Origin of the sequence: uncultured Roseovarius sp. (genome assembly GCF_947489715.1) — a bacterium.
Lineage (GTDB): Bacteria > Pseudomonadota > Alphaproteobacteria > Rhodobacterales > Rhodobacteraceae > Roseovarius.
Window position 1 is genome coordinate 344,758 of sequence record NZ_CANLER010000001.1, and the last position, 17,234, is coordinate 361,991.

Genomic DNA, 17,234 nt, shown 5'->3' on the forward strand with positions numbered 1-17,234 from the left:
CCGTTAGTCCCGCTTGCCCGGGCGGTGTATCCAGACCGGAATGAGGAAGACGATACAGGCGATCAGAAAAGCCAGGCTGGCGATGACGCCGATGATGTCCCCGGCCTTCCATGTGCCCCAGAGGAAAAACAGGGCTGAGACGGTAAAAAGGATCCAGCCGGTGAAATTGAAGCTCCAGACGGTACGGGGTGACATGTCTTGGCTCAGGCGCAAGAGGATTTCTTGCCAATCTGCTCAAGCGCCTCGACCGAGGCTTCTAGCGTGAGCAGGATCGAGGCATGGCGATTTTTGTAATCCTTGGCGGGTTGCAGAACTTCGAGCCCGTCGAACGGCGCAACGGGCACCGGCCCATCGTTCTTGAGCATTTCCTTGAGCTGATCGCGGGCAGCGACGACCTGTGTACTGTCACAGCCGACAATATGAGCGCCCACCACGCTGGCGGCGGCCTGCCCCAAGGCACAGGCCTTGACCTCGGCAGCATAGTCGGTGATCCGGCCGGCATCTGCCTTGATGTCCACTGTTACGGTCGAACCACAAAGCGGGGCGCGGCGTTTGACCTCTGCATCGGGGTCCTCAAGCCGGCCATGACGCGGAATATCGGCGGCCAGCGCAAGGATGCGCGATGAGTAGAGCTTGATCAGGTCGGTTTCCGTGCTCATGGCTTTTCCTTTTGGTGCTGACCCCATAGATAGAGGCAGCAAGAAGCGTTGAAAAGGGTGTCTGAGCATGGCGTTTGATCCGGCGACATTGATCTATAACGAAGCGGGGCTGATCCCGGCAATCGCGCAGGATGCCGAAAGCGGTGACGTCCTGATGATGGCCTGGATGAATGAAAAGGCCATCATTCAAACGCTTGAAACCCGGCGCGTGACCTATTGGAGCCGGTCGCGTCAGGCGTTCTGGATCAAGGGTGAAACCAGCGGGCATGTGCAGGAACTGGTGGATTTTCGCGTGGATTGTGATCGCGATTGCCTGTTGCTGTCGATCCGCCAGACCGGACCTGCGTGCCACACCAACCGGCGCAGTTGCTTTTACACGGCTGTACGGGATGGCGCCGAAATTGAGATAATGGCGCCAGAGGCGGGCTGAGCCCCGTTTTGAGTATTTCTCCAAGAAGAAAAGCTATGTGAGGCCCACGAGGGCCCGGATATCCTGCGGCGTTGCGCCGTCATCGCGGAATTTGGCGATTGCGCGGGCGTCGTCGCGCTTGGCCAGACGCTTGCCCTGATCATCTCGGATCAGCCGGTGATGGTGATACACGGGCGTGGGCAGATCGAGCAGGCGTTGCAGCAACACTTGCAGGAAGGTAATTTGGTATAAGTCCTCGCCGCGCACGACATGGGTGATGCCTTGGGCTGCCTCGTCCACGACCGAGGCCAGAACGTAGGAAACGGTCTCGATTTCCTTGCGGCCCAGCACCGCATCGCCGATTTCAGTGATCAGGCGCTGCGGATCAAGCAGGTGGTGCCCGGCATGTTTCGATCCGGTTTCGGAGAAATATGCGCCGTTGAGATGCTGCACTGCACGGGCCATGTTCAGGCGTAGCGCGTCACCGGGCTGACGACTGGACATGTCGCGATGGCGGCAGGTGCTGGGGTAGGTATCGACCCCCATTGCAGCACCTTCCTGCGGGGCAGACAGGGCGTTGCGGATGTCGCTGCGGCTGCAGGAGCAGGGATAGATCAACCCGCGCGCGGCAAGCTGCACCAGCTTTTCATTGTAGAGATCCAAATGCTCGGATTGGCGCAGCACTGGCATTTCCCAATGAAGGCCGAGCCAGGAGAGGTCCTCATAAATCAGTGCCTCCCATTCAGGGCGGGCGCGGTCGATATCGGTGTCTTCGATCCTGAGCAGGAAACGGCCCATTTGGGCCTGCGCCATGTCATGCGCGAGCAATGCTGAATAAGCATGACCCAGATGAAGGGGGCCGGTTGGGGATGGTGCAAAGCGGGTAGTGAATGTCACGCTTTTTCAAGGATATAAACGTAGGATTTAATGTTCTGTTTTGGCAGATGCGGTCCGTATTTTCGGTGCTTGAGCCGCGCCGCGCCGCAATCGAGCCACTGGTTGAGCCGGGCGGGATACTGCGGGTCTGCTACGGCGTGATCATTGAGGCTGAAGGCCAGTACGCCACCGGGATTGAGCGCATTCATCAGTAAATCCAGCGTTGTCGCCGGTGCGGCGCCGGTTCCGATGACGCCGATGGCGGTAATCACCGGGTAGCTGCCCTGCGTGATGGGTGTTTCGTCGTCGATATCCATCTGCGTGAGGTTTCGATAAACGTCCTTGCCACGCGCCTGTTCCAGCATTTCGGCGTTTGGGTCCATTCCGTCAATCGTTTTGAAGCCTACGAGCCCAAGAGCGAGGCCAGACAGACCTGTGCCGCAGCCGAAATCCAGTATGGGGGCGGCGGGATCGTTCAGATATTTATCCAGGGCCTTGGCTACGCGTCCCGGTGTGGCATAGCCGTTATCAGCCACTTCTGCGTCATAGCTTGCGGCCCAGTCGTCATAAAGCGCCTGAGTGTCCTCAGGGGTCTCTAAGTTGTAGGCCTTGTCCAGAAATGTGTCTCCCATGACTGATAGAAGATCACACCGATTGTGTTTCGTCCAGTGCAGCCTGAGAGAGCCATTCGTTCCAGGCAGCTTTGGCACGGTCGGTATAGGCCTTGTAGCGATCTTTGCGGCCCCGACGCCCGCCCTTAAGCCCATCGACAGGGCGGAAGAGGCCGAAGTTGACGTTCATTGGTTGGAATGTCTTGGCCTCGGCCCCGCCAGTGATGTGGTGCACAAGTGCGCCCATTGCAGTGTCCTGTGGCGGGCCCTGCAACGGTCGACCCAGCATGTCTGCGGCAGCCAGGCGACCGGCCAGGAGGCCCATCGCAGCAGATTCGACATAACCTTCGACACCGGTAATCTGCCCCGCAAAGCGGATATGAGGACGCGAACGCAGGCACATCCGGTTGTCCAGCAACGTCGGTGAGTTCAGGAATGTGTTGCGATGGATGCCGCCCAAACGCGCGAATTGGGCATTCTCTAACCCGGGAATTGTTTTGAAAACATCAGTTTGTGCGCCGTACTTCATCTTGGTTTGAAAGCCTACGATGTTGTAGAGCGTCCCAAGCGCATTGTCCCGGCGTAATTGGACCACGGCCCAGGGTTTGACGTCGGGCTGATGCGGGTTGGTAAGGCCAACGGGCTTCATCGGGCCGTGGCGAAGAGTTTCGCGGCCCCGTTCGGCCATCACCTCGATCGGAAGGCACCCGTCAAAATACTTAGCCGTCTCGCCTTCGTGGAATTCAGTTTTGTCAGCGGCCAGGAGGGCGTCGATAAAGGTCTCGTACTGGTCGCGATCCATCGGGCAGTTGAGATAGGCGGCGCGTTCTTCCTCGGTCTCGCCCTTGTCATAGCGTGACTGCATCCAAGCGCGGCCCATGTCGATGCTGTCGTGATAGACGATAGGGGCGATGGCATCGAAAAAAGCCAGCGCGTCACTGCCAGTCTCGGTCGCGATGGCGCTGCCCAGACCTTCGGAAGTGAGGGGGCCAGTGGCGATGATCCAGTGGCCATCAGTTGGTAGCTGGGTGATTTCGCCATGTTCGACACTGACCAACGGATGTTTTTTGAGCGCGGCGGTGACCGATGCGGCAAAGGGATCGCGGTCGACGGCAAGTGCCCCACCGGCAGGCAAGCGGTGGCGGTCGGCCGTGGCCATGATGAGCCCGTTTGCGGCGCGCATTTCCCAATGCAGCAAGCCGACGGCGTTTTGTTCATCATCATCCGAGCGGAAGGAGTTGGAGCATACCATCTCGGCCAGGTCCCCGGTGCGATGAGCAAAGGTTTCGACCTTGGGGCGCATCTCATGGATGATCACGGGCACGCCCATATTCGCGGCCTGCCACGCGGCCTCGGACCCGGCCATGCCACCACCGATTATGTGAAGTGTCTCTGTCATGTGCTGCGATTTAGGGCATCAGCACAGGATTGGAAAGGGTGGCGTTGGTTGCGTTGGAGGGAGGTCGAGTGGGTCACCGGATTTGGAAAGCGGGCGGCCAGTGAGAGGCTGGCTTGGAGGGACCCTGAAATGCTGGTGACCCACACTCGAAGCGCATAAATGCGTATTCAGCCCCTGTTTAATCGCTGAATTGCGGCAGGAAAATGGCAAATGAGGAAATTATGTGGCGCGGAATGCGAAACAATTGAGATGTATTTGCAAGTCTTTGATTTTTCAACATTTCGTAGAGCTGACGTGGTTGCCGTGGGACCTTGACCGTAGAGAAAAGAGTTAATGATGAAAAAGCAACCACGCCAGTTCTACCCAGATCATGGCAAAAAAGTGGCGAAGCTGAAAAGTAAAAGGTTGGAAACTTTCTGTAAGAAAGCTGGAAACGATTCGACAAGGGTTTGTTTTTACGCCGGATTTAAGTTCATTCAGGGCTGATCCCATTCGGGCGGGCGCTTTTCGATGAAGGCATTAATGCCCTCGGTGGTGTCACGATCCAGCATGTTTTCAACCATGACTTGTCCGGTGTAGTCATAGGCTTGGTCTAGGGGCATTTCGATCTGGTTGTAAAACGCCTCTTTTCCGATTTTGACGGCGGTGCCGAGCTTCGCAGCGACCGTTTCGGCCAATGTGTTGGTGGCGCTTTCAAGCTCGTCTTGAGGAACAGCGCGATTGATCAGTCCCACAGAAAGCGCGCGATCCGTGTCGATGAATTCACCGGTGGTCAGCATTTCGAACGCCTGTTTGCGCGGTATGTTGCGCGAAAGTGCCACCATCGGTGTAGAGCAGAAAAGGCCGATATTAACGCCGTTGACCCCAAAGCGCGTGCCCTGCGCCGCCACGGCCATGTCGCAGGTGGCAACCAACTGGCATCCTGCGGCGGTGGCAATGCCGTGAGGTTGAGCGATGACCGGTTGGGGCAGGGCACGGATGGATAGCATGATCCGGGCGCAGCGGGAAAAGAGGTCGGCGAAATAGGCACGGCCGCCATCCTCGGATTGGCGGCCTTGGGTCATCTCCTTGAGGTCGTGACCGGCGCAAAACGCCTTGCCGCTGCCGGCGATGATCACGGCGCGGATGTGGGACTGTTCACGCAGGCGGTCGAACTCTTCTTGCAAGGCGGCAAGCATGGCATCGGAGAGTGCGTTCAGTTTTTCGGGCGCGTTGAGCGTAAGCCGGGCAACGGCGCCGGTATCTGTACGGTTGAGAATTGCCATCTTGTGTCTCCGGGTTGGTTGGGGTCATTGTTACTGCCGAATGCAGAGGGAGGGAAGCATGGCTTTGCAGATGAATGCAGAAGAGTTGATGGGTTTTCTGGATCGTGAATTCCCTCAGGTCACAGGTGAATTTACCATCGAAGATCTGGGCGAGATGCGAATCCGCACACGCATGAACGTGGGCGAGCGGCACTTGCGCCCTGGCGGCACCGTGTCGGGCCCGTCGATCTTTTCGTTGGCGGATGTGTCCGTCTATCTGGCGGTGCTGGCGATGATCGGGCCGGTGGGGTTGGCGGTAACAACCAATTGTTCGATTGATTTCATGCGCAAACCCGCAGCTGGTGCCGATCTGATCGCGGAGTGCCGGTTGCTGAAACTTGGCCGGGTGCTGGCGGTGGGCGAGGTGCTGATCTTTTCCGAAGGTATGGAAAAACCCGTGGCCCGCGCCAGCATGACCTATTCTATCCCGCCGCAGAGCTAGTGCTGGGGCAGGTGGCCCAGACCAGGCCGTGCCAGTTTTCGACATGTTGATCCGAGATTGTGAAATCGCGTGTCGGATCGCGGCGAAACCGTAGCCGGGCGATGACCGCCTGTGAGCTTGAATTGTCGGATTGCGTATAGGCCAGCACCTCAGTCAGCCCGCACTGATCGAACACGTGCGACAGAGCTGATCGGGCGGCCTCGGTCGCATATCCCTGTCCCCAGAACTGGGGCAGGAACCGCCAGCCGATGTCGCCATGCGCCCCCAGCGGATGATCGGCACCATTGGGATAGATGCCGACATATCCCAGAAATTCATCCGCTTTTGTGGACACGCGCCAGCGGATGAACCCGTGGCGTTCATATTGCAGACGGTAATCATCCAGTTTTTGTTGGCTGTCTGCGGTGCTTAGCGTGGTCTTGTAGTCCCGCATGGCCCGATCATCTGCGTGTAGCCGCGCGAAATCATCCAGGTCATCCCCGCGCCAGGACCGCAGGATCAGGCGGTCGGTTTCAATCCGTGTCTCCGGCATGGTCATGTCGGCCCCTTCTGTCCCTGCGCCGCTATGAGGGACCAAAAAAGGGCCGGAGACAAGCTCCGACCCTCAGGACATTCCGGCAATCAGGGATGGTTAGTGCCAGAATGGGCGACGGGCCTCCGTACAAGCCACGTCGCGTTCGATGCCGATGTCGCGCAGCATATGATCGTCCAGCCGCGCAAGCTGTTTTCGGGTGCGATAATTTATGTCCCACTGCGTGACAATCACTGCGAACTGGACCGCTGCACGTGCCAGCAGGGGCAGGGGGTAACCGCCTGTTGTTTTCAGGCTGTCGGGAAGTTTGATCGCGAGTGAATGTGTCATAGCAGTCTCCAATATTGTATTGACACAATGTAAGCTTATTCCGTATATATGAGATACAATTTATGTAATATGACGTCGAGAAAAAGATTGTAATGGATACAATGTGGCGGCCGGACCTGTCTAAGGCAGGTAAATCCAAGTATCAGGCGCTTGCGGACGCCTTGCGCAAGGCCATTGCCGCCGGGGTGTTGGAAAAGGGTGGCAAGCTGCCCCCTGTGCGCGAGTTGGCCTACCGCACCTCGGTTACGCCAGGAACTGTCGCACGCGCCTATTCTTTGTTGATTGACGAGGGTTTGCTTGAGGCGGGTGTTGGTCGGGGTACCTTTGTGGCTGACCGGCAAGTGGCCGCCCAAGAGCCGCGTGATTGGCCCGAAACCGTATCTTTCCGCAGTCCGTATTTGCCAGATGTAGGGCAATCGGAATTATTACGTGATGCGATGAGGAGTGTCGCTGATAAAGGCACCTCGCTGAGCATGATGCGCTATCCGAATAGCCGCGATGACAGGCTCTTGCGCGATACAATGCGGGGTCATCTGGTCGATCTGCCCGTCGGAAACTTCACAACTGATGACATTGTATTGGCACATGGGGCGCAGAATGCGATGCTGGCGGTCTTGCAAACCGTGCTTGAGGGCCCTGAGCCGGTGGTACTGGTCGAGCAGCATGCCTATGCCGGGTTTCGTCGCGCGGCAGAGCTGTGTCGGGCACGTGTCGTGGCCATTGAATGCGACGATGAGGGCCCGCGCCCCGATCTGCTGCAAGAAGCGGTGCGCCGCCACAGAGCGCAGATGTTTCTGACGTCGGCAGAGGTAAATAATCCGACGCTGAGGACCACCACACCGCAGCGGCGGCGCGAGATTGCGTCGGTCGCACGACGCTACGGCATGCATGTGCTGGATGATGATTGTTATAAGCTGACCCCGGCCAGTGGTGAAAGTTACAGGGCGCTTTTGCCCGATCTGGGCTGGTATGTCTCCTCGCTGTCGAAATCGCTGACGCCTTCGCTGCGCGTCGGATGGGCGATTGGCCCAAGGGAGCGGGCAAAAGATCTGGCGCGTACGGTTTCTTTCGGCAGTTTCGGGCTGGCGCGTCCTTTGACCGATATTACTCAGGCCGTGTTGAGTGACCCACGCTTGCCCGACGTATTGAACAAGACGCGTGAGGCGTTGGCCGCACGGGTGCGTCTGGCGGTCAATCATTTGGGGGGGCATGACGTGACATGGCATGAGGACGTACCGCTATTGTGGATTTCCCTGCCGGGTGGGTGGCGGGCTAGCCGCTTTGTGCGTGCAGCACAGGAGCAGGGTGTGTTGTTGAAATCATCCGAGGATTTCGTTTTGCGCGACAATCGCGCGCCGCATTCGGTGCGCATGGCGATCAACGCGCAGATTGCCACGGGTTGCTTTGAGCGGGCCGTCGACAAGATACGGGATTTGCTGGACAATCCGCAGGAAGATATCACTGTCTGAATATGGGGTATTATGATACCTATTTTTCAAGTATTTGTTTTTGAATGAAAAATTAGAATATGTGGTGCTTGACGTGAGAATTGCACCCTATATAACCCGCCCATCAATTCGGGGATAGGCAATCCGCCTGTGCCGGCACGTCAAACGATAGGGTTTCACCTTATGAAAACATTCTCTGCAACACCGGCAGATATCGACAAGAAATGGATCCTGATCGACGCCGAAGGCGTTGTTCTGGGCCGTCTGGCGTCGATTATCGCCATGCGCCTGCGCGGCAAGCACAAGGCGTCGTTCACACCGAACATGGACATGGGCGACAATGTCATCGTCATCAATGCCGACAAGGTCCAGCTGACCGGCAACAAACGTGAAAAGCCGAATTACTGGCACACCGGCCATCCGGGTGGCATCAAGTCTCGCACCACAGGCCAGATCCTGGAAGGCGCGCATCCTGAGCGCGTCGTCATGCAAGCGGTCAAACGCATGCTGCCGGGCAACCGCCTGGCGCGCCAGCAGATGACCAATCTGCGCGTCTACGCTGGTACCAAGCATCCGCATGAGGCGCAAAGCCCAGAAGTGCTGGATGTGAAATCCATGAATTCCAAGAATACGCGGGTAGCAATCTGATGGCTGAAGAAATCAAATCTCTCGAAGGTCTGGAAGCGGTTGCCGAAGGTGTCACCGCTGAGGCCGTAGTCGAAACTCTTGAACCGCGCGAGCCTGTTCGTGACGATCTGGGCCGGTCCTATGCAACGGGCAAACGGAAAGATGCGGTAGCTCGCGTCTGGATCAAGCCGGGCTCTGGCAAGGTCGAAGTCAACGGCAAGGCAATGAACGCCTATTTCGCACGTCCGGTTTTGCAGATGATCCTGCGTCAGCCGTTTTCGGTTGCCGGTGTCGAAGATCAGTTTGATGTGATGGCAACCGTCAAGGGTGGTGGTCTGAGTGGTCAGGCTGGCGCGGTCAAGCACGGCATTTCGAAAGCGTTACAGCTTTATGATCCGAGCTTGCGCGGTGCGCTCAAGGCGGCAGGCTTCCTGACCCGCGATAGTCGTGTCGTCGAGCGGAAGAAATACGGTAAGCGCAAGGCGCGCCGGAGCTTCCAGTTCTCGAAGCGTTAAGACGCTTCGTTGCGCAAGTGACAGTTAAAAGGCGCGGTGGTTTGTCCTCGGCGCCTTTTTTTCTTCTCTGGTTCAGCGGTGGTCGGGGGATCATCCGACCAGTTTTGATACTGAGATTTTAAATGAAGTACCGCCCAGAAATAGATGGTTTACGCTCGGTCGCTGTTTTGCCGGTCATACTGTTTCACGCCGGTTTTTCGTTTTTTAGCGGCGGTTATGTGGGTGTTGACGTCTTTTTTGTCATCAGCGGCTACCTGATCACTACGATCCTTATCAGCGAACGTGAGGCGGGCACCTATTCGCTGCTGGGCTTTTATGAACGCCGGGCAAGGCGGATCTTGCCTGCGCTGTTTTTCGTCCTGCTCTGCACGATACCCTTTGCCTGGCGCTGGATTCCACCAGATCCGTTCGAAGACTTTTCAAGAAGTCTCTCCTATGCAGCGATGTTCATTTCGAACATCCATTTTCTTGAGAAATCATCCTATTTTGACATCGGCGCTGAATTCCGCCCGCTATTGCACACCTGGAGTCTGGCGGTGGAAGAGCAGTATTATCTGCTGTTCCCGCTGGTTTTGTGGGCTTTGGGGGCTTTCGTGCGGCGCAAGTTTCTGTTGGTTTTCCTGATCCTGTCAGCGGTATCGCTGGGGATTGCCGAGTGGGGGTGGCGGAATTACCCGTCCGAGAACTTCTTTTTCTCGCCCTCGCGGTTGTGGGAGTTGTTGGCCGGGTCGATCTGCGCCGCGATCCTCTATGGCCGGGCGCAACTGCGCAATGAGTTCGGTGCACTGGCGGGGCTTCTGCTAATCCTGGGAAGTGTCGTGTTTTTTACCGACAACATCCCGTTTCCATCAGTCTACACGGCGGTACCGGTTCTGGGCACCGTGCTGATCATTCTATACGCGGAAAAGGGCACAATTGTCGCGCGCCTTCTGTCGCTGCCAGTATTGGTCGGGATCGGGCTAATCAGCTACAGCGCCTATCTCTGGCATCAACCGCTTTTCGTCTTTGCGCGCATCAACAGCCTTGCAGAGCCTTCGCCCATATTGATGAGCGGTATGGCGATGGCGTCTTTGATACTGGCCTATCTGACCTGGCGTTTTGTCGAAAGCCCATTCCGGCGCCGCAACCTGTTGCCACGGCGCACAGGGTTGTTGACCGCCAGCGCTGTGGGCATCGTCCTATTTGCCGGTTTCGGTGTCGTGGGAGAAGTGAGCGAAGGATTTCCCGCGCGGCACGAGTCAAAAGAATCTCCAATGCTGACGACGTGGCGTCTGCAACTCAATAGGGATAGGTCGCATGACAGGTGCCTTGATAAACAGTCAGAAGCCGAAGGCAGCTTGTGCGAGGTTTACGTGCCGGAGACCTCAAAGGGCAAAATAGCACTGCTGGGCGATAGCCACGCAAGAGCCATTCTGCCCGCTTTCGAAGAAGTCTCGAATGCCCATGGCGTGGCGGTCTTGGCTGGCATCCGTGCTGCCTGCCCACCGCTTTTGGGCGTCTATTTGGCAGGTGGTGGGGCCGAAGCTGTGGTATGTAGCAATATTGCGCTACATCATGCCAACCAGATTATTCTGTCGCAGATCGATACTGTCTTTATTGCCGCGCGTTGGAGCCTTTATGCGACCGGGGGCTATGCAGATGAAGAGGGAGATTTTGCGCTGACCCAGACGGCAGGCAGCCGGGTCAAAAGCGCGGAAGAACGCTTGGAGAATTTCGAAGCAGGGCTTGAAAGAACAGTAAGCTTTTATCGCCGGGCGGGCATCCGCGTCGTCCTGATTGAACAGGTGCCGCAGCAATGGGTTCTTCCTGAGAATGCGTTGCTGCAAGCCGTGTTGCAGGGACTTGGGCCGAAACATGCGCGTGAAAAATTCAAATCAAGTTTCGTCCGGCGCTCGAACCACGACGATCTGGTTCGTGACGCGTCGGATGTGCTGGGCCGTGTCGCCGAAGAATACGGTGCCGAAGTGCTGTCTTTGACCGAGTTTTTTATCGCCGGTGACCGCTATGCCTGGTTCCTGGATGACACGGTGCTTTATCGTGATGCCGACCACCTGTCGACGATTGGGGCGTTAAAAGTGGCGCCGCTGATCGTCGACCATTACGCGCCAAACTAGACCCTAGTCGTCCGCGGGAAGCAGGCCCAGACCTCGCAGATAGATCCCAATGCCACTTTCCAGCAAATCCTCGGGCGGGAAGGGGCTTTGGGTGCCGGGGGAGTTGCGCGCGAACAGCTCGACAACACCGTGGGAAAGCGCCCAGACATGGGCGGAGAACATCGCCGGGGGAGGGCGTTTTTCTGGAGGGATGTGTTGGCTGAGTTCTTCTGCGGCACGTTCGAGTACCTTGCGTGCACGTCCCGAAATGGCGGCTAGTTCAGGCGTGCGATTAACAGAAATGCCGCTTTCGAACATAGCGATATAATGGCCGGGATATTTGCGGGCGAAGGCAAGGTAGGCGCGCCCCGTCGCCTCAAAGCTGGCAAGTGCCGATGGCTGACCTTTGTCATAGGCAAATTGCATCACATCGGCAAAAATTTCGTAACCCTGACGCGCGGCTTCGGCGATCAGGTCTTCACGACCCTCAAAGTGGCGATAGACGGCAGCCGGAGTAACACCGGCCTGTTTTGCCGCCTCCGACAGGGTAAAGCCGGTGGGGCCTTTGGCCTCGATCAACTGTAAGGCGGCTTCGACCAAAGCCTGGCGCAGATTGCCGTGATGATAGCCACGCTTAGGCATCCCAGATCTCGGGACCGGCGCAGATAGACGTATCGATCGTGCCGATGGCACTGCTGTCTTTGTGAGCATAATCAATGGAATGCAATGCGTGGCGGATCGCGGACAGTCGCGCACGGCGTTTGTCGTCCGATCGGATAACCGTCCAGGGTGCGATCTCCGTATGGCTGCGGTCCAGTGTCTCACGGATGGCTGCGCTGTAGCTATCCCATTTCTTTAAGCCTTCGACGTCGATCCAGCTGAGCTTCCACTGCTTCAAGGGGTCGTTTTCGCGCTTGAGGAAGCGCCGGAGCTGTTCTGCACGACCCACATTGAGCCAGAACTTGATCACGTGGATGCCTTCACCCACCAGAATCTTTTCGAATTCGGGCACTTGATGAAAGAATTTCTCACGCTGTTCATCGGTGCAAAAGCCAAAGACCTTTTCCACCACGCCGCGATTATACCAGCTGCGATCATAAAACACGATTTCACCGCCTGACGGGAGGTGATCAATGTAGCGCTGGAAATACCATTGGGTGGCTTCGGCATCGGTAGGTTTTGACAAGGCAACGACGCGGGCACCGCGTGGGTTAAGATTTTCGCGAAAGCGTTTAATCGTGCCCCCTTTGCCGGCGGCATCGCGCCCCTCAAACACCATGGCAATGCGCGCACCGGTCTCTTTGGTCCAGGCCTGCATCTTCACCAGTTCGATCTGCAGGCGGGCAATATCCTGCTCGTAGGCCTTGCGTGGCATCCGTTCAGAATGAGGGTAGCCTGAATCAAGAATATCGCCTTTTTCCGCACGGCGAATCGCGTTGCGGACAGGCTCGGGCGCGTCGTTTTCGAAATAGGCGCTGATCGCACCGTCAAAGGGCAACTGCATGGGCCTCTCCTGCTTTCTGGGTACTATGGCGGGTCAGGGCCCGGGGTGCAATCAGGGGCGCACACCAGCGCGAGTGGCCGCGCGATCAATCGCAGCCAGCACCTCGCTGGCATTGGCGTGTTGCGGCATGTGACCGACGCCTTTAAGTCGCGCGAGGCGTGCGCCAGCGACCTGCGTTATCAGTTTTTCAGCATGAACGTTGATCGGAACGGTCGTATCGGCGGTGCCATGCACGATCTCGATCGGCATGGTCAGCGTATCCGCATAGCGTTTTTCCATTTTCACGATATGCGGGCGCAAACTGTTTACCTGCTGGCCATTGGCACGCAGAGCGCCCCGGCGAAGGCTGAGATCCGTGCCGATGTAATCAATGTAACCCTCGGGAGGGTTTTGCGGACTAAAGATCGAGGCCAACGCATTCTCAATACGCGCTTCGGGCGCGAACGCAGTGATCAGAGGCACAACGGTGGCACCGCCAATGGCGGAACTTGTCACGGTGTAAAGCCTGTCCAGATCGCCGGGCCAGGGGTTTGATACGCCGCCAAGTGTAACCAAGGCAGCGGTATCTTCAGGCCGGTTCAAACCCCAGGCCAACGTGACCGCACCGCCATAGGAGTGGCCTACGACGACGGGGCGTTTGACGCCCAGAATGTCAGCTGCCTTTTGCAGCAACGCTGCTTGTTCCAGGGGGCTTTCACCTTTGGTATTGCCCAGCCCACCATAACCGGGCAACCGATCTGTCCAACCATGACCGGGGCGATCAAAGGCAAAGACGCGATATCGGTCTGTCAGTTGCTCTGCCAACGCAAAGGTGAAATCGCGCAGGTTGCCGCCGGCCCCGTGGATCAAGACCAGGTCAGGTCCGGTTCCTTTGACCCAAACGTGTACGCGGGTGCCATCCACGTCAACGAATTGCCCGATCGGTGGATAGGTCTTGCGTGCCGAGGTTTCGCGTTTTTCAGCCAACACAGAACATCCTGCGATCAGGGCGACCAGCAGGAGGAGGGAGGCTTTCAGCACGAGGCTCATGTCTCAGGCTCGCAAGTCAGTGCGTTCCAACCCGATTCTGGAAATGTCGAAGGGCGTTGTTTCGTAAATCTCGGAAATCCAGTTGCCATAGAGGAGATGGGCATGGCTGCGCCAACGGTTCTGTGGCGGCTGGTTGGGATCGTCGCCAGGGTAATAGTTACAGGGCACATTAATCGGAGTGCCGTTTTCAACATCACGGTCATACTCTTGTTTTAGTGTGTCGCTGTCATATTCAAGGTGGTTGAAGATATAAAGTGCCCGGTGACGGGGATCTTCGACCAGGCATGGGCCCACTTCATCACTGAAAAGAAGCGTGTTCAGACCGTTGGCAGCGTCGATCTCGGGCTGACGCATCTCGGTCCACCGACTGACAGGTATAACGCAATCGTCGGAAAACCCTCGCAGATAGGGCGAAGACGATTCCATGTTGCGATGGCGGAAGCAGCCAAAGGCTTTGTGCGGCAGCATGTGTTTCTTGACGCCGTGGAAGTGGTTGATCATGCCCATGCCGCCCCAGCAAACGCCAAAGGTGGAATGCACATGCGTCTGGGTCCAGTCAAAGACCTGGCGCAACTCGTTCCAATAGGTGACTTTGTTGAATTCCAGATGTTCTATCGGAGCGCCCGTAATCAGCAGCCCATCGAATTTCTCATTACTCTCAATCACTTCCGAGAAGGGGCGGTAGAAGCTTGCCATATGCGCGGCCGCAGTGTTGCGAGTGCGGTGTTCACTCATCCGGATGAGGCTAAGCTCGATTTGCAAGGGTGTCGCCCCGATCAGCCGGGCGAACTGGTTTTCGGTCTGAATCTTCTTGGGCATCAGGTTCAGCAACCCGATGCGTAGCGGGCGAATATCCTGCCGATCAGCCTGGTCTTCGTCCATTACCATGACACCTTCGCGCGTCAGCACATCGTAGGCGGGAAGGTTGGCAGGGATCTTGATGGGCATTGGATATCGTCCTGAACGGTTGAGCCGCACAAATAGGTCGTTTTTTTCTGAAATTCCAGCGGGATTGCGGCGGGTCCAAAAATCTGCCGGTAGCAAGGTCGAAAGGCCCCCGGGAGAAATGTGACTTTTCGCCGGAACAATGTTATTTTTCTATCTATACTGGTTAATTTTTTTGAGGAGACAATTAATGGTAAAGCTTGGGCTTTCCGTATCTCTCATCGGAATTTTGTTGATGGGGTGCAGTACAAACAAAGTCACCCCTGATATTGCGGCATTCGGCGGTGCGGTGGAAACCATTGCAAAAAAGGACCGTAAGGCGGCCCGAAAACGTGGCCTTCCGGAAAGGGTCGCGGCAGCGCGGCGGGTTGATCTTGCTGCGGTCAACGCAGTCTATACAACCAACAATCCCGAAGCGTGTTCCTATACCTACCCGTCGCTGGCCACTGCCCCTCCACGTTTCAAAGCGGCGTGCAAGCTGGTGCCGAAAAATGAAAAGGGTCAAGTCGTTGCAACGATGTTTGACCCGCTTGCAAAGCAAGAAGCAGCAGATATCGTGGCACCCACACGTAACAAGGCTTTGTTACGGGAACATCTGACGCTCAAGATTGTTCGGGATCTCGAGCAATATGCGTCCGGATTGAAAACACTGGCAGAAAGCACTTTGCCAGGGGAAATCGGTAAATCCACCTCCAAGGCGTTTAGCGCCGCAGCGGGGTTGAGTGATACTGTGCGTGCTGTGGCTGCGGCGGAGGGTACAGCGGCCCCAAAACGGACTGTTGTTGGGTCTTTGCTGTCGATCGGTGCACGAGAAACAGCAGAGGCAGCGCGCTATCGACGCCTGCGAAATATTGTCGAATATGCCGATCCATTTGTCCAAAAAGCGACGGTGCAACTGGCGACATTGACGTTTCAGCGCGAAAAAGGAGCGTTGGGACCATTGGCGGATGAATTTCAGGAAGGTCTTAGCGACTTCGATGGCGGTACCGAGGCCGGGCTTGCCCGAATTGACAAGGCCTATGCTGCTTTGGCCGATGCTGACAAATCGGCCCATTTCAGAATTTATTCAGATATCGGGCTAGGTCACCGTGCGATTGTTGAAAGCCTGAGTACGCGGGCGTCTATCAAGGAACTGACGCGTGCGAATGACCGCATTGATGAACTGTCAAAAGCGGTTAAAGCATTGGCATCAAATTAGAATTTTTATTTTAGGAGGAATGAAATGGCGACAAGGGAGTTTGACCGTGAATTTGAGCGTTTGATGCAGACCGTGAGGGTGCTGCGCGGACATTTTTCAAAAATCTATGGAGAGATTGAGGCCGATTTGATCAGGCTGCGGTTCAAGCGTGATCGCGCGGGGCATACCAAGCTGAACAATGTGCGCCGAAAAATGCGTGAGGATTACGACAAAGCGCTTGAACTGATTGCCAACCAGATCACGAGTGTCGAAGAACTGAAGCGTACCAGAAGTGTATTGAGGTCGGCGGCAGATCAGGCATTCAAATTTGTCGACGAGATGCGCCGGGTAAAGAAAACGATTGATCAGTTTGCAAAAGCAGCGGGCTTTCTTTCCGATTTATTGGGTGCCCTTAAAAAAATACTGCGATAACACGCTAAAGCGCGTCGATGGCCGACGCGATCAGTGTTTCAAACGCCTCTGCGGATTGAATTTGCGCAACCGCATCGGCGGTTACGCTGACGCCCCAAGGGACCATAGCCTCGTACCGGGGTTTGCGATGGGCAAGCGCGCGCGCATAGGTCCAGCGGATGAAGGAATTCGGGTCTACTTTATCCGCAGGACATTTGTTTTCGTGAAGATATTCCTGCCACGATGCCTCCAGAAATTCGGGTTGATATGCCATCGGTTTGGGTGCTTTGTCGAAACGGCGGATAAGCTCCTGGGTGTGCTCTTCGCTGCCTTCGATACGGATCAGCAAACAGTGTTGTGACAGTTCGTTGAGCAGATCGTCATCCGGATCATTTCCATCCACCCATTCGCAGATCGACCCACCGGTATCGCAAATGAAATTCGGATACCCATAGAGTGATTGCGCGCGGTCGATGAAATGGGCGGTGTCGCGCAAAGCGGCAATTTCAGCCGAGCGGAACTGTTCCTGACGATGTTGGTAGTCGGCAATCGGCAATCCACCTTTCGCCGGATCGCCCGGCTTGCCCAAATAGGTCGAGACAGGGGCGAGGTTGTTGAAGGTGATATTTGAGCCGATATAGATCGAATCTGTCAGCAAGAGTTCACGCAGAAATGGCACTTGCATGGCGTGGGACTTGGCATTATCCGCTATCAGTTCGCCCATGTAGCGGGTACCGATGCGATAGTCGATCGAATAGTGAAACCACGAACCTTGTGCCCGCAACATGTTCGAAAGATGAGTCTTGCCCAGACCAGACATGCCATAGAACAGCACACGCTTGTGCGGTGACTTCAGCCAATCCTCAGCACTTTTGTAAATCATCGCCTGTCCCCTTTGGCTGTTGGTACAAAGCGGGGCGTTG

General features: G+C 56.4%; 21 protein-coding genes. 8 read left to right on the top strand and 13 right to left on the bottom strand.

Annotated features, from left to right (window positions below; genetic code table 11):
- Positions 1-3: 3 nt before the first annotated feature.
- Entirely contained in the window at positions 4-195 is a 192-nt protein-coding gene (locus Q1B27_RS01635; protein WP_299842647.1) for a hypothetical protein, read from the bottom strand.
- 8 nt (positions 196-203) lie between these two features.
- Entirely contained in the window at positions 204-659 is a 456-nt protein-coding gene (locus tag Q1B27_RS01640) for an iron-sulfur cluster assembly scaffold protein (RefSeq protein ID WP_299842650.1), read from the bottom strand.
- 67 nt (positions 660-726) lie between these two features.
- On the opposite strand from Q1B27_RS01640, the gene hisI reads away from it, so the two are divergent.
- Complete coding sequence (gene hisI / locus Q1B27_RS01645) at positions 727-1,089, top strand: phosphoribosyl-AMP cyclohydrolase (RefSeq protein ID WP_299842652.1); 363 nt, start codon at positions 727-729, stop codon at positions 1,087-1,089.
- A 33-nt stretch (positions 1,090-1,122) separates the two neighbouring features.
- Here the strand turns inward: hisI and gluQRS are convergent, their stop codons facing one another.
- From gluQRS to Q1B27_RS01665, 4 genes are all read right to left on the bottom strand, one after another.
- Positions 1,123-1,965: a tRNA glutamyl-Q(34) synthetase GluQRS gene (gene gluQRS / locus Q1B27_RS01650; RefSeq protein WP_299842655.1), complete on the bottom strand. Its 843-nt coding sequence runs from the start codon at positions 1,963-1,965 to the stop codon at positions 1,123-1,125.
- Positions 1,962-2,576, bottom strand: a complete 615-nt coding sequence (locus tag Q1B27_RS01655; RefSeq protein WP_299842658.1) for a methyltransferase domain-containing protein — start codon at positions 2,574-2,576, stop codon at positions 1,962-1,964. Before Q1B27_RS01655 ends, gluQRS begins: the two co-directional genes overlap by 4 nt.
- A gap of 13 nt (positions 2,577-2,589) precedes the next feature.
- The gene (gene trmFO, locus Q1B27_RS01660) at positions 2,590-3,954 is read right to left on the bottom strand and encodes a methylenetetrahydrofolate--tRNA-(uracil(54)-C(5))-methyltransferase (FADH(2)-oxidizing) TrmFO (RefSeq protein WP_299842661.1); all 1,365 of its coding nucleotides are present in this window, start codon (positions 3,952-3,954) and stop codon (positions 2,590-2,592) included.
- 476 nt (positions 3,955-4,430) lie between these two features.
- Complete coding sequence (locus Q1B27_RS01665) at positions 4,431-5,219, bottom strand: enoyl-CoA hydratase (RefSeq protein ID WP_299842664.1); 789 nt, start codon at positions 5,217-5,219, stop codon at positions 4,431-4,433.
- Positions 5,220-5,277: 58 nt separating this feature from the next.
- On the opposite strand from Q1B27_RS01665, the gene Q1B27_RS01670 reads away from it, so the two are divergent.
- The gene (locus Q1B27_RS01670) at positions 5,278-5,700 is read left to right on the top strand and encodes a PaaI family thioesterase (RefSeq protein WP_299842667.1); all 423 of its coding nucleotides are present in this window, start codon (positions 5,278-5,280) and stop codon (positions 5,698-5,700) included.
- On the opposite strand, the gene Q1B27_RS01675 is transcribed toward Q1B27_RS01670, so the two are convergent.
- Both Q1B27_RS01675 and Q1B27_RS01680 read right to left on the bottom strand, forming a co-directional pair.
- Positions 5,681-6,238 carry a GNAT family N-acetyltransferase gene (locus tag Q1B27_RS01675; protein ID WP_299842670.1) on the bottom strand — a complete coding sequence of 186 codons (558 nt, stop codon included), beginning with the start codon at positions 6,236-6,238 and terminating at the stop codon, positions 5,681-5,683. The two genes, Q1B27_RS01670 and Q1B27_RS01675, sit on opposite strands and share 20 nt — an antisense overlap.
- A 93-nt stretch (positions 6,239-6,331) precedes the next feature.
- Entirely contained in the window at positions 6,332-6,562 is a 231-nt protein-coding gene (locus tag Q1B27_RS01680) for a DUF1127 domain-containing protein (RefSeq protein WP_299842673.1), read from the bottom strand.
- 92 nt (positions 6,563-6,654) lie between these two features.
- Between Q1B27_RS01680 and Q1B27_RS01685 the strand changes: the two genes are divergently transcribed.
- The 4 genes from Q1B27_RS01685 to Q1B27_RS01700 all read left to right on the top strand — a co-directional run bounded on the left by Q1B27_RS01685 (position 6,655) and on the right by Q1B27_RS01700 (position 11,266).
- On the top strand, positions 6,655-8,031 hold the full coding sequence (locus Q1B27_RS01685) for a PLP-dependent aminotransferase family protein (protein ID WP_299842676.1): 1,377 nt from the start codon (positions 6,655-6,657) through the stop codon (positions 8,029-8,031).
- 162 nt (positions 8,032-8,193) lie between these two features.
- Complete coding sequence (gene rplM / locus Q1B27_RS01690; RefSeq protein WP_299842679.1) at positions 8,194-8,658, top strand: 50S ribosomal protein L13; 465 nt, start codon at positions 8,194-8,196, stop codon at positions 8,656-8,658.
- Entirely contained in the window at positions 8,658-9,152 is a 495-nt protein-coding gene (gene rpsI / locus Q1B27_RS01695; RefSeq protein ID WP_299842682.1) for a 30S ribosomal protein S9, read from the top strand. Before rplM ends, rpsI begins: the two co-directional genes overlap by 1 nt.
- A gap of 122 nt (positions 9,153-9,274) precedes the next feature.
- Positions 9,275-11,266: an acyltransferase family protein gene (locus tag Q1B27_RS01700; protein ID WP_299842685.1), complete on the top strand. Its 1,992-nt coding sequence runs from the start codon at positions 9,275-9,277 to the stop codon at positions 11,264-11,266.
- A gap of 3 nt (positions 11,267-11,269) precedes the next feature.
- On the opposite strand, the gene Q1B27_RS01705 is transcribed toward Q1B27_RS01700, so the two are convergent.
- Genes Q1B27_RS01705 through metA form a run of 4 tightly spaced genes read right to left on the bottom strand, consistent with a single transcriptional unit; the run spans position 11,270 to position 14,726 of the window.
- Positions 11,270-11,887, bottom strand: a complete 618-nt coding sequence (locus Q1B27_RS01705; protein ID WP_299842688.1) for a TetR/AcrR family transcriptional regulator — start codon at positions 11,885-11,887, stop codon at positions 11,270-11,272.
- Positions 11,880-12,749: a polyphosphate kinase 2 gene (gene ppk2, locus Q1B27_RS01710; RefSeq protein WP_299842691.1), complete on the bottom strand. Its 870-nt coding sequence runs from the start codon at positions 12,747-12,749 to the stop codon at positions 11,880-11,882. Before ppk2 ends, Q1B27_RS01705 begins: the two co-directional genes overlap by 8 nt.
- A gap of 51 nt (positions 12,750-12,800) precedes the next feature.
- Positions 12,801-13,778: an alpha/beta hydrolase gene (locus Q1B27_RS01715; RefSeq protein WP_299842694.1), complete on the bottom strand. Its 978-nt coding sequence runs from the start codon at positions 13,776-13,778 to the stop codon at positions 12,801-12,803.
- Between the two features lie 3 nt (positions 13,779-13,781).
- Complete coding sequence (gene metA / locus Q1B27_RS01720) at positions 13,782-14,726, bottom strand: homoserine O-succinyltransferase (protein ID WP_299842697.1); 945 nt, start codon at positions 14,724-14,726, stop codon at positions 13,782-13,784.
- A 139-nt stretch (positions 14,727-14,865) separates the two neighbouring features.
- On the opposite strand from metA, the gene Q1B27_RS01725 reads away from it, so the two are divergent.
- Positions 14,866-15,921 (top strand): hypothetical protein, encoded by a 1,056-nt coding sequence (locus tag Q1B27_RS01725; RefSeq protein ID WP_299842700.1) that lies wholly within the window; start codon positions 14,866-14,868, stop codon positions 15,919-15,921.
- Between the two features lie 24 nt (positions 15,922-15,945).
- Positions 15,946-16,332 carry a hypothetical protein gene (locus Q1B27_RS01730; protein WP_299842703.1) on the top strand — a complete coding sequence of 129 codons (387 nt, stop codon included), beginning with the start codon at positions 15,946-15,948 and terminating at the stop codon, positions 16,330-16,332.
- A gap of 4 nt (positions 16,333-16,336) precedes the next feature.
- Here Q1B27_RS01730 and Q1B27_RS01735 read toward each other — a convergent pair whose 3' ends face one another.
- Positions 16,337-17,194 (bottom strand): ATPase, encoded by an 858-nt coding sequence (locus Q1B27_RS01735; RefSeq protein ID WP_299842706.1) that lies wholly within the window; start codon positions 17,192-17,194, stop codon positions 16,337-16,339.
- Positions 17,195-17,234: the final 40 nt, after the last annotated feature.